The 17,071-nt window shown below is 36.0% G+C and carries 16 protein-coding genes and 1 pseudogene; 16 read left to right on the top strand and 1 reads right to left on the bottom strand.

What is annotated here, in order from left to right; translation table 11 throughout:
• The first annotated feature begins 11 nt into the window (after positions 1–11).
• Complete coding sequence (gene spoVM, locus ACOQFO_RS17390; RefSeq protein ID WP_421690942.1) at positions 12–110, top strand: stage V sporulation protein SpoVM; 99 nt, start codon at positions 12–14, stop codon at positions 108–110.
• Between the two features lie 180 nt (positions 111–290).
• On the opposite strand, the gene rpmB is transcribed toward spoVM, so the two are convergent.
• Positions 291–479, bottom strand: coding sequence for a 50S ribosomal protein L28 (gene rpmB, locus ACOQFO_RS17385; RefSeq protein ID WP_036171756.1), 189 nt, complete (start codon positions 477–479; stop codon positions 291–293).
• Between the two features lie 313 nt (positions 480–792).
• On the opposite strand from rpmB, the gene ACOQFO_RS17380 reads away from it, so the two are divergent.
• The 15 genes and pseudogenes from ACOQFO_RS17380 (at position 793) to ACOQFO_RS17310 (ending at position 17,061) form a co-directional block, all read left to right on the top strand.
• Positions 793–1,155 carry an Asp23/Gls24 family envelope stress response protein gene (locus tag ACOQFO_RS17380; RefSeq protein WP_421690941.1) on the top strand — a complete coding sequence of 121 codons (363 nt, stop codon included), beginning with the start codon at positions 793–795 and terminating at the stop codon, positions 1,153–1,155.
• A 17-nt stretch (positions 1,156–1,172) separates the two neighbouring features.
• The gene (locus ACOQFO_RS17375; RefSeq protein WP_421690940.1) at positions 1,173–2,828 is read left to right on the top strand and encodes a DAK2 domain-containing protein; all 1,656 of its coding nucleotides are present in this window, start codon (positions 1,173–1,175) and stop codon (positions 2,826–2,828) included.
• 203 nt (positions 2,829–3,031) lie between these two features.
• Positions 3,032–3,694 (top strand): L-serine ammonia-lyase, iron-sulfur-dependent subunit beta, encoded by a 663-nt coding sequence (sdaAB, locus tag ACOQFO_RS17370; RefSeq protein WP_421690939.1) that lies wholly within the window; start codon positions 3,032–3,034, stop codon positions 3,692–3,694.
• A 15-nt stretch (positions 3,695–3,709) separates the two neighbouring features.
• Positions 3,710–4,594, top strand: a complete 885-nt coding sequence (sdaAA, locus tag ACOQFO_RS17365; RefSeq protein ID WP_421690938.1) for an L-serine ammonia-lyase, iron-sulfur-dependent, subunit alpha — start codon at positions 3,710–3,712, stop codon at positions 4,592–4,594.
• A gap of 2 nt (positions 4,595–4,596) precedes the next feature.
• Positions 4,597–6,645: an ATP-dependent DNA helicase RecG gene (gene recG, locus ACOQFO_RS17360; protein ID WP_421690937.1), complete on the top strand. Its 2,049-nt coding sequence runs from the start codon at positions 4,597–4,599 to the stop codon at positions 6,643–6,645.
• 130 nt (positions 6,646–6,775) lie between these two features.
• Positions 6,776–7,369 carry a transcription factor FapR gene (fapR, locus tag ACOQFO_RS17355; RefSeq protein WP_421690936.1) on the top strand — a complete coding sequence of 198 codons (594 nt, stop codon included), beginning with the start codon at positions 6,776–6,778 and terminating at the stop codon, positions 7,367–7,369.
• Positions 7,353–8,354: a phosphate acyltransferase PlsX gene (gene plsX, locus ACOQFO_RS17350; RefSeq protein WP_421690935.1), complete on the top strand. Its 1,002-nt coding sequence runs from the start codon at positions 7,353–7,355 to the stop codon at positions 8,352–8,354. The genes fapR and plsX overlap by 17 nt, the downstream gene beginning before the upstream one ends.
• Before the next feature lie 17 nt (positions 8,355–8,371).
• Positions 8,372–9,313, top strand: coding sequence for an ACP S-malonyltransferase (gene fabD / locus ACOQFO_RS17345; RefSeq protein WP_421690934.1), 942 nt, complete (start codon positions 8,372–8,374; stop codon positions 9,311–9,313).
• Position 9,314: 1 nt separating this feature from the next.
• Positions 9,315–10,061 carry a 3-oxoacyl-[acyl-carrier-protein] reductase gene (gene fabG, locus ACOQFO_RS17340; RefSeq protein ID WP_421690933.1) on the top strand — a complete coding sequence of 249 codons (747 nt, stop codon included), beginning with the start codon at positions 9,315–9,317 and terminating at the stop codon, positions 10,059–10,061.
• 105 nt (positions 10,062–10,166) lie between these two features.
• Positions 10,167–10,403 carry an acyl carrier protein gene (gene acpP / locus ACOQFO_RS17335; RefSeq protein ID WP_421690932.1) on the top strand — a complete coding sequence of 79 codons (237 nt, stop codon included), beginning with the start codon at positions 10,167–10,169 and terminating at the stop codon, positions 10,401–10,403.
• Positions 10,404–10,621: 218 nt separating this feature from the next.
• Positions 10,622–11,383: a ribonuclease III gene (gene rnc, locus ACOQFO_RS17330; RefSeq protein ID WP_421690931.1), complete on the top strand. Its 762-nt coding sequence runs from the start codon at positions 10,622–10,624 to the stop codon at positions 11,381–11,383.
• Position 11,384: 1 nt separating this feature from the next.
• Complete coding sequence (smc, locus tag ACOQFO_RS17325; protein WP_421690930.1) at positions 11,385–14,957, top strand: chromosome segregation protein SMC; 3,573 nt, start codon at positions 11,385–11,387, stop codon at positions 14,955–14,957.
• Between the two features lie 2 nt (positions 14,958–14,959).
• Positions 14,960–16,210, top strand: a complete 1,251-nt coding sequence (ftsY, locus tag ACOQFO_RS17320; protein WP_421690929.1) for a signal recognition particle-docking protein FtsY — start codon at positions 14,960–14,962, stop codon at positions 16,208–16,210.
• Positions 16,211–16,433: 223 nt separating this feature from the next.
• Positions 16,434–16,595 (top strand): annotated as a pseudogene (locus ACOQFO_RS17315) (endonuclease); the annotation flags it as partial.
• 130 nt (positions 16,596–16,725) lie between these two features.
• Positions 16,726–17,061 (top strand): putative DNA-binding protein, encoded by a 336-nt coding sequence (locus ACOQFO_RS17310; protein WP_421690928.1) that lies wholly within the window; start codon positions 16,726–16,728, stop codon positions 17,059–17,061.
• Positions 17,062–17,071 lie beyond the last annotated feature (10 nt).

The following is a 17,071-nucleotide window of genomic DNA, read 5'->3' as shown; positions in this document are numbered from 1 at the left end:
GAGGGCAGACTTTGCGAGTTTACACTTTCCAATTACCGAAATTTGTGAGCACATTTACACGTGCATGCATTAATTTGTTTAGAGGTGGAAAAAAGAAAGACAAGAAATAAGGGATACTGCACTTATACTTTTAAGTACATGATGTAATATTCTCATATGTAAGATGGAGTTGTGAATATTTCACAACTCCTTTTTCAGTTCAAAGATCGAATATAATAGATTTTTAGAAAATAATCATAATAAAACATAAAAACCACCGAAACTAAATTCGATGGTTTCCAATGAATAGATTAAACACGTTCAACTTTACCTGATTTTAAAGCACGAGCAGAAACCCAAACGCGTTTTGGTTTGCCGTTTACTAAGATACGAACTTTTTGTAGGTTAGCGCCCCATGTACGTTTGTTAGCGTTCATAGCGTGTGAACGGTTGTTACCTGTACGAGTTTTACGACCAGTAATAACACATTGTTTTGGCATCTATAATTCCCTCCTTACAGATGAATCTGAAAGATTTGTTCTTCAGTTCTTGATTTCACATACCATAATAATTTAACATAGGTCACCAATCTATGCAACCAATTTTACGTATACTTTCAAGAAAAAAACCTTTACAGTAGTGAAAGTTAGAAAAATAATGATTATTAGATAAACATCGGAAAATGCATTATAATTTTCACAATTAAATTCCTTGAATGGTACAAACTATGTACAACAGTAAACGTTTTCTTTTATAATGGATTTTTGTGTAGTACAATATAGTATAGCCAAAAGAGGCAAAGGAGGCAAAAGCATGTCATTAGAAATAAAAAACGATTTCGGACAAATAGATATTTCAAATGATGTCATCGCTCAAATTGCGGGTGGTGCTGCGATTGAATGTTATGGTGTTGTCGGTATGGCTTCAAAACATCAAATTCGTGATGGTTTAACTGATATATTACGCAAAGAAAACTTCGCTAAGGGAGTAGTCATTCGCCAGACAGGAGAAGACCTCCATATCGATATGTATATAATCGTAAGCTATGGAACGAAAATTTCAGAAGTAGCTTATCAAGTTCAATCTAAAGTAAAATACACGGTAAATAAAACATTAGGTATGAGCGTAAAATCAGTGAATATTTTTGTACATGGTGTAAAAGTTTTAACTGAGTAAGAGGAGGACTAAAATCAATGAAGTCATTAGACGGCATTAAATTTGCAGAAATGGTTCAGATGGGTGCGCATCACTTATCGCAAAATGCCAATTTTGTTGATTCGTTAAATGTATTCCCAGTGCCTGATGGAGATACTGGGACGAATATGAATTTATCAATGTCATCAGGTGCAAAAGAAACGAATTCAAATGCAGATGCACATATTGGAAAAACAGCACAAAGCTTATCGAAAGGTTTACTAATGGGAGCTAGAGGTAACTCGGGAGTTATTTTATCTCAATTATTCCGTGGGTTTGGTAAACATATCGAAAAGATGAATGAGATAGATTCAGTTCAGTTTGCAGGTGCTTTCCAAGCAGGAGTAGATACAGCATATAAAGCAGTTATGAAGCCAGTTGAAGGAACGATTTTAACTGTAGCTCGTGAAGCTGCTGCAAAAGCTGTAGAAGTTGCGAAAGAAGAATCGGACGTTATTAAAGTGATGGAAGCCTTAGTTGAAGAAGGTAGAGCATCATTAAATCGTACACCTGATCTACTTCCAGTGTTAAAAGAAGTAGGTGTAGTAGATAGTGGCGGACAAGGGCTACTATTTATTTATGAAGGATTCCTTGCTTCTTTAAAAGGTGAAGCGCTTCCAGAAAGAAGCAATACCTCAATCGACGATTTAATTAGTGCTGAACATCATCGAGTACAAGATTTCATGAGTACTGAGGAAATTGTATTTGGCTATTGCACAGAAATAATGGTGCGTTTAGACAAAAACAAAGAGCCGTTTGATGAAGCAAAATTCCGCCAAGAATTAGATGTAATGGGTGATTCTTTATTAGTTGTTTCGGATGATGAAATTGCCAAAGTACATATCCACTCTGAAACTCCTGGAGCGGTACTAAGTGCAGGTCAAAAATACGGAAGCCTCATTAAAATCAAAGTTGATAATATGCGTGAGCAACACTCTGCCATTGTAAATGATCAACCAACAAATGAGGTAAAACCTGTTCCGGCTAAAAAAGAAAAACATCCATATGCAGTTGTAACAATTGCAATGGGCGAAGGTATTGCAAATCTATTACGTAGCATTGGTGCGTCTTATGTTATTGAAGGTGGACAAACGATGAATCCTTCAACAGAAGACATTGTTAAAGCTGTAAAAGAAACTGAGGCAGAACGAGTAATTATTTTACCGAACAATAAAAACATTATTATGGCTGCAGAACAAGCGGTTGAATTACTTGATATCGAAGCATGTGTTGTACCGACTAAGACAATCCCACAAGGTATGGCTGCAATCTTAGCGTTCAACCCAGAAGCTTCTGTTGAGGACAATAAATCTGGCATGACAAGAGCATTAGCGAATGTCAAAACTGGACAAGTTACTTACGCAGTCCGTGATACATCAATTGATGGTATTGAAATTCGTAAAGATGATTATATGTCTCTTGCTGAAGGGAAAATCATTCTTTCTACACCAAATCTAATTGAAGCTGCAGAAAAAGTAATAACAGAATTAGTAGATGAGGACTCTGAGATCATTACAATTCTTTATGGTACTGACGCAACTGAAGAGCAAGCAAATGAGATTGCGGAATTTATCGAAGAAAATTATCCAGATGTAGAAGTGGAAATCGTTGCAGGTAAACAAGCATTATATCCATTTATATTCTCTATCGAATAATTTTTTAGTGCATACAATTGTATGCACTTTTTTTATCGAAAAAGACGAACACTACATAAACATGCATGAACGACGAAATTTTAGCATTTCAGAGAAAAGTAATAGGATTACCAAAATTATTCCCTTTGGGAAGCAATGATGTTCATGTTACAATAAGGGTAAATTATTTATGGATGTTGCAACATTGGATAAGGGGGAGAAGGATGAAGTTTACATCCGTTTTTGACATCATAGGACCTGTTATGATTGGTCCATCATCATCACACACTGCTGGAGCTGCAAGAATCGGGCGAGTTGCTCGAGATTTATTTGGACGTCAGCCAAAGTGGGCAAAAATCTATTTATATGGTTCATTTGCTGAGACGTATAGAGGACATGGTACAGATGTAGCAATAGTTGGGGGCTTGCTAGATTTTGATACCTTTGATGAGCGCATTAAAAAATCGTTTCAACTAGCAAAAGAAGCAAATCTTGAATTTGAATTTATTACTGATACTGCTAATAAAGAACATCCAAATACAGCGCGTATTCTTATGGGGGACGAAACAGGAGAAATGTCTGTAGAGGGAATTTCAATTGGTGGCGGAAAAATTGAAATAAGTGAAGTTAATGGCTTTAAGCTAAGATTGACTGGGGGAATGCCAGCAATATTAGTTGTTCATGACGATCGAGCTGGCTGTATCGCAAACGTTGCAAATACACTAGCAATGCACCATGTGAACATTGGGCATATGGAAGTTTCTCGTATCGAGCGCGGGCAAACTGCATTAATGGTTATTGAAGTAGATCAAAATATCGATGAAAAAATATTGCATCAAATCTCGTTAATTCCACATATAACAAAAGTTTCTAAGATTAATAATTAAAAAGGAGTGAGCTAAATGGATGTTTTATTTCGTAATGTAAAAGAATTAGTTGAACTTGCGGAAAGTAGGAATATGCTCATTTCTGAAATTATGATAGAACAGGAAATGAAGATTACAGGTCGTTCTAGAGAAGATATCATTGCCCAAATGGACAATAATTTAAAAGTCATGGAAGAAGCAGTTGAACGTGGCTTAAAAGGAGTCCAGTCTGTTACTGGCTTAACAGGTGGCGATGCGGTTTTATTACAAAACTATATTGCAAAAGGTAATTCCCTATCTGGAGACTTATTATTAGATGCTGTAAGTAAAGCGGTTGCAACAAATGAGGTGAACGCTGCAATGGGAACAATCTGTGCTACACCAACTGCTGGATCAGCGGGAGTTGTGCCAGGTACTCTGTTTGCAGTGAAAAATAAATTAAACCCAACGAGAGAACAGATGATTAACTACTTATTTACATCTGGAGCATTTGGGTTTGTAGTAGCGAATAATGCAATGATTTCAGGAGCAGCTGGTGGCTGCCAAGCAGAAGTAGGTTCAGCAAGTGCTATGGCTGCTGCTGCTATTGTTGAAATGGCTGGGGGAACGCCATCTCAATCAGCTGAAGCCTTTGCTATTACGTTAAAAAATATGTTAGGTCTTGTATGTGATCCGGTAGCTGGATTAGTAGAAGTTCCGTGTATTAAGCGTAACGCTATGGGAGCTGCTAATTCTTTAGTTGCTGCTGATATGGCATTAGCAGGTGTGACGAGTCGAATTCCTTGTGATGAAGTGATTGGAGCTATGTTTAGAATAGGTCAGGCAATGAGCCCGAATTTAAAAGAAACCGCTCGAGGTGGTTTAGCTGCAACTCCGACAGGAAAAGAGATTGCTGCTAGAATCTTTGGAGGAACGGCTTAACATTGAGTATCATCCAATTAGAGCCAGTCACTACATTAAAAGGTGTGGGGAAGGAAACGGCTGATGTATTAGCTTCCATGGGAATTGAAACGATTCATGATTTACTATGGACCTTTCCCTATCGACATGAAGACCTTCGTTTAAAGGATTTAACAGAAACACCTCATAATGAAAAAGTAACCGTTGAAGCAAGAATTGAAAGCGATCCGATCGTTCAATTTTTAGGGAAAAATAGATCACGAATAACCGTAAAAGCGTTAGTAGGAAGACATCTCATAAAACTAGTTTTCTTCAACCAGAATTATTTAAAAACGAAATTATTACCAGAAACAATTGTAACTGTTTCTGGTAAATGGGATCGTGGACGTCAAGTTATTAATGTTACAACCATTAAATTTGGTCCTAAAACCGATAATTCTGATTTTGAACCAGTTTACAGTTTAAAGGGTAACTTACATCAAACAAAATTTCGTAAACTAATGCGTCTAGCATTAGATCATTTTGGAGGGGAAGTCGAGGAGACTCTTCCCTCTCATTTACTAATAAAATATAAGTTAGCATCGATTACTCAAGCACTAGAGGGAGTGCATTTTCCGCTTGACGCAAATCACTCAAAACAAGCAAGAAGACGTTTTGTTTATGAAGAACTTTTGCAATTTCAATTACGTATTCAAGCGCTGCGTAAAGTACATAAGGAAAACGAACATGGTATAAGCATTCAATATGATTTACAAAAAGTAAAAGAATTTATTTCGACTATTCCCTTTGAGCTCACATCTGCTCAAAAAAGAGTTGTTAATGAGATATGTAAAGATTTAAAAGAACCAACCAGGATGAATCGACTCTTACAAGGTGATGTTGGTTCCGGGAAAACTGTTGTTGCAGCAATTGGCTTATATGCTGCAATAACAGCAGGATATCAAGGCGCATTAATGGCTCCAACTGAAATTTTGGCAGAACAACATGCAACTTCGCTAGCTCAACTATTAGAACCTATGGGTGTTCGTGTAGCCTTACTCTCTGGTTCTACAAAATCGAAAGCTAGAAAAATCATCTTAGAGCAACTACAAAATGGTGAGATCGATCTATTAATCGGTACACATGCACTAATTCAGCCAGATGTAGTTTTCCATAAGCTTGGGTTTGTCATTACCGACGAGCAACATCGTTTTGGAGTAGAACAGCGTAGAGTATTAAGAGATAAAGGAGTGAATCCTGATGTACTCTTTATGACCGCTACCCCTATTCCAAGAACCCTAGCAATTACAGCATTTGGTGAAATGGATGTATCCATCATTGATGAATTACCTGCAGGTAGAAAACAAATCGAAACCCATTGGCTAAAAAAAGAGCAATTACATTCCGTTATTACGAAGATGGAATTAGAACTTCGTCAAGGAAGACAAGCATATGTCATTTGTCCGCTTATTGAAGAATCGGAAAAAATTGATGCCGGGAATGCAGAAGAAGTATTCGCACAGTTATCAACCGTTTTTAAAGGTAAATACCATGTCGATCTAATGCACGGACGTCTACATTCGGATGAGAAAGATCGTGTCATGAGAGAGTTTACAGAAGGAAAAACAGATGTACTTGTATCAACGACCGTTGTAGAGGTAGGTGTAAATGTACCTAACGCCTCATTTATGGTTATTTACGATGCAGATCGATTTGGTTTAGCTCAGCTTCACCAATTACGAGGACGAGTTGGACGTGGACAGTTCCAATCCTACTGTGTGTTACTTGCCGATCCAAAAACGGATGAAGGTACAGAACGTATGATGTCAATGACTGAGATTAACGATGGTTTCCGATTAGCAGAAAAAGATTTAGAGCTAAGAGGACCTGGTGATTTCTTTGGAAAAAAACAAAGTGGGCTTCCTGATTTCAAAATGGCAGATTTAGTTCACGATTACAGAACATTAGAAGTAGCTAGACAAGATGCCGCATACCTCATTAATACCGATGAATTCTGGAATGAAGCTGAGTACAAAAGTTTAAGAGAAATGCTAGAAGAGACCGGTGCACTAAATGGGGAAAGAATTGATTAATATAGTGAAAATAAAATAATAAACAACCATAAGAACGTAACAATCTATAAATAATGTTGCGTTCTTATTTTTGTAAATGTATACTGGTGTTAGTACCAAGTGCTAATACATACAATAAGGTGATGACGAAATGAAACGTCGTACAAAAAAAGAACGTCAACAACTCTTATTACAAACGATTGAAGAAAATCCATTCATAACAGATGAACAATTGGCTGCGCAATTCAATGTAAGTGTGCAAACAATTCGCTTAGATCGAATGGAATTATCCATACCAGAATTACGTGAGCGTATTAAAGATGTAGCAGCAAAGAACTTAGAAAACGAAGTTAAATCATTACCGTTAGATGAAGTAATTGGTGAAATAATAGATATTGAGTTAGATTCAAGAGCCATCTCAATATTAGATGTAAAAGAAGAGCATGTATTTCAACGAAATGGCATTGCCCGAGGACATCATTTATTTGCACAAGCGAATTCATTAGCTGTTGCGGTTATTAATGATGAATTAGCATTAACAGTAAGAGCGAGTGTATTGTTCTCTAAACCCGTGAAGGCTGGAGACCGTGTCATTACTAAAGCAACCGTACGTGGACAAAATATAGAAAAAAACCGTACATACATTGATGTCTTATCTACCGTAAACAATAGTGTTGTATTCAAAGGTGAATTTGAAATGTATCGTACGAAAGGTAGAGGTGAAAGCGATGAAACTAGCGATTGATGGAATGGGTGGGGATCACGCACCTAAATCAGTAGTAGAGGGTGTATTACTCGCAGTTGAAGAATTACCAAACTTAGAAGTGAAAATCTATGGTCATAAAGATAAATTATCACCGTTATTAACAAGTCACAATCGAATTGAAATTGTTCACTGTGAAGAAGTGATTGAAGGTGAAGATGACCCAGCACGCAGTATTCGTCGTAAGAAAGATTCATCTATGACTAGAATGCTAGAAGCTGTTTCATCAGGAGAAGCAGATGCATGTTTATCAGCAGGGAATACTGGTGCATTAATGGCTGGCGGCCTTTTAAAAGTAGGTCGAATTGAGGGAGTAGCAAGACCAGCACTTGCAACTACATTACCAACAATCGATGGACAAGGGTTCTTAATGTTAGATTTAGGAGCCAATGCTGATGCGAAACCTGAACATTTATTGCAATACGCAATTATGGGTAATATTTATGCAAAAAAAGTGCGCGGAATTGAAAATCCTCGTGTTGGTTTGTTAAATATTGGAACTGAAGAGAAAAAAGGAAATGAGCTAACAAAAGGCGTATTTAGTTTATTACAACAATCTAATCTTAACTTTATTGGGAATGTTGAAGCACGTGATTTACTAGATAACGTAGCAGATGTAGTAGTGACAGATGGTTTCACTGGTAACATGGTTCTAAAATCCATCGAGGGTACTGCTAGTGCAATGATGAGTATGTTAAAAGAAGCGTTTATGGCTTCTGGTAAAACAAAAATTAGTGCCTTATTAATGAAAAATGAACTAAAAAAATTAAAAGGTAAACTAGACTATTCAGAACATGGCGGTGCAGCTCTATTTGGTTTACAATCACCTGTCATCAAAGCACACGGTTCATCTAATGCAAGAGCTATTTATAGTGCAATTCGTCAAGCAACGATCATGGCAGAACATAGTGTAACTTCAGTCATCAAAACGACAATTGCAGAAAGTAATTCGCAACTAGGGGAATAGAAGAGGGGTATAAAAAGATGTCAAAAATAGCATTTATCTTTCCTGGCCAAGGTTCTCAAACAGTTGGAATGGGAGCTGAATTCGTAAGTAACGATCCGACAAGTAAAGCATATTACGAAAAAGCAGATCATGCTTTAGACTTCGAATTATCAAAACTAATGTTAGAAGGTCCTCAAGAAGAACTAACACTAACTTATAATGCACAACCTGCACTTCTTACAACTGGAGTGATGATTGCTGCAAAATTAATAGAAGCAGGCATTCGTCCAGATTATACTGCAGGTCATTCTCTTGGAGAATATAGTGCATTTGTAACTTCTGGAGCATTATCTTTTGAAGAAGCAGTTCAAATCGTTCATAAACGTGGCTTATTTATGAATGAAGCAGTTCCAGCAGGTCAAGGTGCAATGGCTGCAATTTTAGGATTAGATGCGGAGCCATTAAAAGAAGTTTGTGAGAAAGTATCTGCTGAAGGTGATATTGTTCAATTAGCAAACTTAAACTGCCCAGGTCAAATCGTTATTTCTGGTACAAAATTAGGTGTTGAAAAAGCATCTGTTGCTGCAAAAGAAGCTGGCGCAAAAAGAGCAATTCCATTAGTTGTTAGTGGGCCGTTCCATTCAGAGTTAATGCGTGAAGCAGCTGTTCAATTACAAAATGAAATTGAAAAAGTTACAATTACTGAACCACAAATTCCAATCATTAGTAATGTAAAGGCAGAATTGCTACAAGAGATTTCAGAAATTAAAAATGAAATGATTGAACAAGTTTATAGCCCGGTATTATGGGAGCAAGATGTTCGTAAAATGATAGAGTTAGGTGTAACAACATTTATCGAATGTGGACCTGGTAAAGTACTTTCAGGTTTAGTGAAAAAAGTCGATCGCTCTGTAAACACATATTGTGTTTATGACGAAGCGTCATTACAAGAAGCATTACAAGCTTTAAGGGGTGAATAAAATGGGAAAATTAGATGGTAAAGTAGCTGTTGTTACTGGAGCTTCACGTGGTATTGGACGTGCGATTGCATTATATCTTGCAAAAGAAGGTGCGAAAGTCGTTGTAAACTATAGTGGTAGTGAACAAAAAGCATTGCAAGTTGTTGATGAGATCAATAGCATGGGTACAAAAGCTATAGCAGTTCAAGCTAATGTTTCTGATGTAGATTCAGTAGCTAACTTAATGGATACAGCTATTAAAGAATTTGGTGCAATTGATATTCTAGTAAATAACGCTGGAATTACGAGAGATAACCTAATTATGCGTATGAAAGAAGACGAATGGGATGATGTCATCAATACGAACTTAAAAGGTGTATTCCTTTGTACAAAAGCGGTTACTCGTCAAATGATGAAACAACGTTCAGGACGTATTATTAATATCTCATCAATCGTTGGTGTGATGGGTAATGCTGGTCAAGCTAATTACGTTGCTGCAAAAGCTGGAGTTATTGGTTTAACAAAAACAACAGCTCGTGAATTAGCTTCACGTAATATTTTAGTGAATGCCATTGCTCCTGGTTTTATCACAACTGAAATGACTGATACTCTTCCAGAAGATATAAAAAATACAATGCTTTCTCAAATTCCGCTAGCAAAACTAGGTGAACCTGAAGACATTGCAAAAGCAGTTCTATTCTTAGCTTCAGATGATGCTTGCTATATGACAGGACAAACATTGCATATTGACGGTGGAATGTACATGTAATAATTCATAAAAATATTATAAAATGTATAATATTTTTATAAATAGCATGTCTCTATTTTAACACTATTAATTTTTATGTATACTATTTGAGGGGAGGTGACCGACTTGACTACAGTATTAGAACGTGTAACAAAAGTAGTCGTTGACCGTTTAGGTGTTGACGAAAGCGAAGTGAAATTAGAAGCTTCTTTCCGTGAAGATTTAGGTGCTGATTCACTTGATGTTGTTGAATTAGTAATGGAACTTGAAGATGAATTTGATATGGAAATTTCAGATGAAGACGCTGAAAAAATCGCAACTGTTGGCGATGCTATCAATTATATTGAAGGTAAACTAAACTAAAAAGATTGAGGCACGATTCACAAAAAAAAGTGGATAATCGTGCCTCTTTTTCAATGTTAATGTCGATTGTCATTTAAAAAAACAGTATAATTCAATAGAAAGTTAGTTGTGACATGAAATTATCGCAACTACTTTTAGCATTGATAGGGTACAATGTATAGTAACTTCAATCAAATTTGATTGATATGTTAGAAATTATTTGGAAGGTAGAAGAGCTCATGACAATAAGAAAAAAAGGACATCATCAAAAGACTGGGGTATTGCCAGAAAAAGTACAAGCTCAATTTGAAATATTGGAACAAGAGCTGAATATTTCTTTTAATAATAAAAGCTTACTTTATCAAGCATTCACCCATTCATCTTATGTGAATGAGCATCGACGGAAATTATATACCGACAATGAACGTTTAGAATTTTTAGGTGATGCTGTACTGGAATTATCAGTCTCAAAATATCTTTTTGAACGTTATCCACATATGAGCGAGGGCGAGTTAACAAAACTTCGTGCTTCAATTGTATGTGAGCCTTCTCTAGTCATCTTTGCAAATGAACTAAACTTCGGTAAATTCGTTTTGCTTGGTAAAGGTGAAGAGTTAACAGGTGGTAGAGAACGTCCAGCATTACTTGCAGACTGTTTTGAATCGTTTATTGGCGCTATGTATTTAGATCAAGGATTAGATGCGGTTGTTTCATTTTTACAACGTGTAGTCTATCCAAAAGTAGAAGTCGGTGCTTTTTCTCATGTGATGGATTTTAAAAGTCAATTACAAGAATTAGTACAACAATCCAATAACGGCACGTTAACTTATGAAATTATTGATGAAAAAGGCCCAGCTCATAACCGAGTTTTTGTTTCAAGAGTATTGTTAAATGACAAAGAGCTCGGAATTGGACGAGGAAAATCGAAGAAAGAGGCTGAACAACAAGCTGCACAAAATGCTATGGTTGCGCTAAATCAGTCTTTGCACAAGGAGGAGTAACATGTTCTTAAAACGACTTGAAGTGATAGGCTTTAAATCGTTTGCAGATCGTATTGGGATCGATTTTGTTCCAGGTGTTACTGCTGTCGTAGGGCCAAACGGAAGTGGAAAAAGTAATGTAACAGATGCAATCCGTTGGGTTTTAGGTGAACAATCCGCAAAATCTCTACGTGGTTCAAAAATGGAAGATGTTATTTTTGCAGGAAGTACATCACGAAAACCATTAAACTTTGCTGAAGTGACGTTAATTTTAAACAATGAAAATGAGCAAGTAGCGACTGAATATACAGAAATCAGCGTAACTAGACGGGTTTATCGTTCAGGTGACAGTGAATATTTATTGAATAATCAACAATGTCGCCTTAAGGATATAACTGATTTATTTATGGATTCTGGATTAGGAAAAGAAGCATTCTCGATCATTTCTCAAGGCCGTGTAGACGAAATATTAAATTCGAAACCAGATGATCGAAGAACAATTTTTGAAGAAGCCGCTGGTGTATTAAAATACAAACTTCGTAAGAAAAAAGCAGAACATAAATTGGAAGAAACCGATGAAAATCTAAATCGTGTATTAGATATTTTACATGAATTGGACAGCCGTCTAGAGCCTCTGCAAATGCAAGCTTCAGCAGCGAAAGATTATGTTCAAATGTCAGAAGAGCTAAGAGAGTTTGACATTGCTTTAATGGTTCATGATTTAACTATTTTCTCTGATGATTTAATGAGCATTCAAAGTCAATATGAGCAACTGGAAACGGAGGAGCAAAAGTATGCAAAAAATATTGCAGAAATTGAATTATCCGCAAATGAAGTCCGTGAACAATTAAAGGGTATTGACCAATCTTTAGATTCTTCTCAAGAACAATTAGTAGAAGCAAGTACAGAAGTGGAACGATGGGATGGCCGAAAAGCATTAATGCGAGAGAAACGCATGAATGCTGAAAAGCAACTCCAACAGTTACAACAATCATTAAACGAACTGATGGAAGAAGAAGAAGGTCTTGCTCAAAACGAAGCAGAGAATAAATTGCAATTTGAACAAAAACAAAAAACTGTATTGCAATTAAAATCAGAGATTAAGCAAATTGAACATTCTTTAAATAGTTCTGTCGTCGAAATTGAAGATCAAATCGAACAATCCAAAAACAAATACATCGATTTATTGAACGAAGAAGCAACGATTAAAAACGAATTAAAACATATAGAACAACAATTATCTCAGCAAGAAGCAACAGCTGAACGTATGTCTGATCGCTCTTCTGAAATGGTGAAAAGGTTACAAGAAGTAACTCTTCAAAAGAACGAACTGCTAGAAAAATATCAAATTATTAAACAAAAATTAAATGATAATGTGCAAGAAATAGAGCTATTACAAAATCGACTGAAAAATGCTTCGATATCATTTGAAGAAAAGCAAAAAATGCTCTATCAGGCATACCAACACCAACAACAGCTTAAAGCTCGTAAAGAAACTTTAGCTGAATTGGAATCTGACTTCTCAGGATTTTTCCAAGGTGTTAAGGAAGTGTTATTGGCTCGTGATCGCGGAGAGTTACATGGTATAGAAGGAGCCGTTGCAGAACTTGTACAAGTAGAAAGTAATTATTCGAAAGCAATTGAAACGGCACTTGGCGGAGCCTCTCAACATATCGTTACGAAAAATGAGCAAGATGCTCAAAAAGCCATTGGATGGTTAAAAGCGAAAAGAGCTGGACGCGCTACATTTTTACCAAAGACAGTGATGAAATCTCGTACGCTGATGAAAGAGCAAATTTTATCAGCAGTGAATCATCCGGCATTTATTAATCTAGCTCACCAATTGGTTAAATTTGATGAATCGAATAGGACAATTGTAGAAAATTTACTAGGAAATGTACTAGTTGCTACAAATCTTGAAGGTGCGAGTCAAATTGCTAGATTATGTGGATTCAAATATCGTGTAGTAACTTTAGATGGGGACATTGTTAATGCTGGAGGATCTTTAACTGGTGGTGCCTCAAAACAACAATCTTCATTATTTTCTAGAAAAGCAGAGCTAGATTCTCTAACTCATAAATTATCTCAAATGGAAGCCTCAATATTCCAAGCTGAAAAGTCTGTTGCCGAAGAAAAAGAAGTAGTTAGTAAAGTTCGAGAAAAACTAGAAGAACTAAAACTTCACGGTGATGAAATTCGAAAGCAAGAGATTGAGTACAGAACTAAACTTCATGAATTGGAGTTAGAAGAGAAGAACTTAAATGCTACAGTTTCTGTTACTACATCGGAGCAATCGTCTGCAACATCATTAAAACAATCATTATTACAACAACGAGACGATGCAAGTAAACGACTTGAAGAACTTAAGGTCGAACTACAGCAAATTAACAGTTCAGTTGAACAATTAACTGAAATGAAACTACTTGGCGAAAACAAAAAAGATGAGCTAAGAGAACAATCTGCAGAAAAACGATCTCAGCTGGCAGTAGCTCAGGAACAATTAACGCAAGTTCAAGTAGCAACTGCTGATATAGCGTTAAAACGAACAAAATTAAAACAACAAATTGAATCCCTTTCCCAAGAAATAAACTGGATTCAAAATGGCGATTCAGATGGACCATCTGATGAGGAAATTGAAGAAAAAGTTCGTACTTGGTCATTGAAAAAAGAAGAGTTAACGGAAACGATTAAACAAAATCGCCTGCAACGATCACAATATCAATCGAATCTTTCTGAACTTGAGGAAAATCTAAAAGAGTTACAACGAGTTCATAAAGGAATTATGGAATCATTACGTTCGATGGATGTTAAGAAAAGTAAAGTAGAATTTGAAATTAATCGTATTCATACTCAATTAGATGAGCAATATGAATTGGACTATGAATTTGCAAAACAAACTGCTATTGCGATTGAAGATGTCGATCAAGTCCGAAGAAAAGTAAAATTACTTAAACAATCAATTGAAGAACTTGGACCAGTAAATTTAACCGCAATAGATGAGTATGATCGTGTACTTGAGCGACATACATTCTTAACGGAACAACGTAATGATTTACTTGAAGCGCAAGATACATTACACGAAGCTATTAAAGAAATGGATGAAGAAATGTCTACACGTTTCGGTGAGTCATTTACAATGATTCGCAGTCAATTCCAAAATGTGTTCAGAGAATTGTTTGGCGGTGGTCAAGCTGATTTAGTATTACTTGACCCAGAAAATTTATTGGAAACAGGAATTGAAATTGTAGCACAACCTCCTGGTAAAAAATTACAAAGTTTAAGTTTGTTATCTGGTGGTGAGCGTGCATTAACTGCGATTGCGCTTTTATTTGCTATATTAAATACTCGTCCAGTACCTTTTGTAATATTGGATGAGGTAGAAGCAGCACTAGATGAGGCAAACGTTGATCGTTATAGCAACTATTTAAAGAAACTAAGTAGTGAAACTCAGTTTATAGTCATTACACACCGTAAAGGAACGATGGAAGGTGCGGACGTATTATATGGTATTACAATGCAAGAATCAGGTGTATCTAAACTTGTATCAGTAAAACTTGAAAAAGAAGCCGTACTGGTTGGACAAAGGAGCGTATAAGAATGAGTTTTTTTAAACGACTAAAAGAAAAACTATGGGGAAATGAAGAACAAAAAGATCAAAGCCAAGAGGAGCAACAAGAAAATCCATTAGCAGATGATGAAGTAGGCCCAGTTTACTCAACTACAGAAGAACATAAGGAAGTTGAGGAAAATGAAAGTCAGGTTACAGAGATTGAAACCGTAGAAGAGACAGTCGAGCAAAAAGATGACATTGAGCCTGCTGATCAAACGGTAGAAAATGAAATCGTTGAAGTACAAGAAGAAGTTAAACCTGAAAAGAAACCATCTGCATGGTCTATTACGCAAAAGTTTAAAGCTGGTTTAGCGAAAACACGCGATACGTTTACATCAAAAGTAAACGACTTAGTTGCAAGATATCGTAAAGTAGATGAAGATTTCTTCGAAGAATTAGAAGAGGTTTTATTACAAGCGGACGTTGGTTTTGAAACAGTAATGGAGTTAATGGATAAATTACGTTTTGAAGTTCAACGAAAAAATATTAAAGACACAGATGGCATCCAAACTGTAATTTCTGAAAAATTAGTTGAAATCTACGAAAATGGTGAAGAAAGTATAACTGCCTTGAATATGCAACCTAAGGGTGAGTTAACTGTTATTTTATTCGTAGGTGTAAATGGAGTAGGTAAAACTACGACGATTGGTAAACTAGCACACCGTTTAAAATCACAAGGGAAAACAGTTATGTTAGCTGCAGGGGATACATTCCGTGCAGGTGCGATCGATCAACTTCAAGTTTGGGGAGATCGTGTAGGTTGTGAAGTAGTGAAACAATCGGAAGGATCAGATCCAGCTGCTGTTATTTATGACGCAATCGGTGCAGCGAAAAAACGTGGAGCAGATGTGTTAATTTGTGATACAGCCGGTCGTCTTCAAAACAAAGTAAACTTAATGAAGGAGCTTGAAAAAGTACATCGTGTTATTTCACGTGAAATTCCAAATGCGCCTCATGAAGTATTACTTGCTCTAGATGCAACTACAGGTCAAAATGCCCTTGTTCAAGCACAAATGTTTAAAGAAGCAACAAATGTAACAGGTATTGTTTTAACGAAATTAGATGGTACTGCAAAAGGCGGTATCGTATTAGCTATTCGCAATAAACTTAATATCCCTGTGAAATTTATCGGACTTGGTGAAAAAATGGACGATTTACAACCATTTGATGCAGAACGTTATGTTTATGGTCTTTTTGCAGAAGGTCTTGAAAGAGAACTAGAAAAAATGGAAGACTAATAAATTCAACTACAATCTTGGCTACTTGCTTAAAATTTGCAAGTAGCTTTTTTATTAACAAAATTAAAGAAACGAATTATATGAATCATTCGTTATAATAAGGATAATTAGGTTATTTCGTTTTGGGGAGGGGGATTTAATTGGAGAAAATAATTTCAGAAATTGAAATGCAGAATATGTTAGGAAAAGATTATGAAAGTTATAAAAAACAATTAGAGGATTAAGTAAGATTAACATACCATTGTTAATTGACTGGCATGAAAGATTCCCCGTATCACTTTATGAAAAACATCGAAACCAAGCTATTTACCATATTCAAGGAAATCGTAATCCTTTTATTGATGACGAACAGTTGGCGAGGAGAATTTTTGATAACAAAAATTGAACTCCCTTTCAATGTTAAACTTAAAGTTATTTAAAGGCTTTTGTCCACCCAGGGACAAGGGAAATACCTTGACAGTATGTGTTAAAACTTATATGATACAATAGACAAATTATGATTGGAGAGATATTGAATGCTACTTGAAAAAACGACACGCATGAACTTTCTCTTCGACTTTTATCAAGCACTACTGACAGATAAACAACGAAGTTATATGGAACTTTATTACCTTGATGATCTTTCTCTTGGGGAAATTGCCGAAAGCTATAAAGTTTCAAGACAAGCGGTTTATGATAATATTCGCAGAACAGAAGCTATGCTTGAAGAATATGAAGATAAATTAAATTTATTTAAAAAATTTGGCCATCGTCAGGAAATTTTAGAAAAACTGACGGAAGCGATTAAAAACGAAAATTCAACAACTGAAGAAAAGCTTTCTTTAGTTGATGCATTGAAAGAAACGGATTAGGAGGAGAGCT

It is taken from the genome of Ureibacillus sp. MALMAid1270, from assembly GCF_049202975.1.
Classification (GTDB): Bacteria; Bacillota; Bacilli; order Bacillales_A; family Planococcaceae; genus Ureibacillus.
This window is presented reverse-complemented; position numbering and strand designations above follow the sequence as displayed.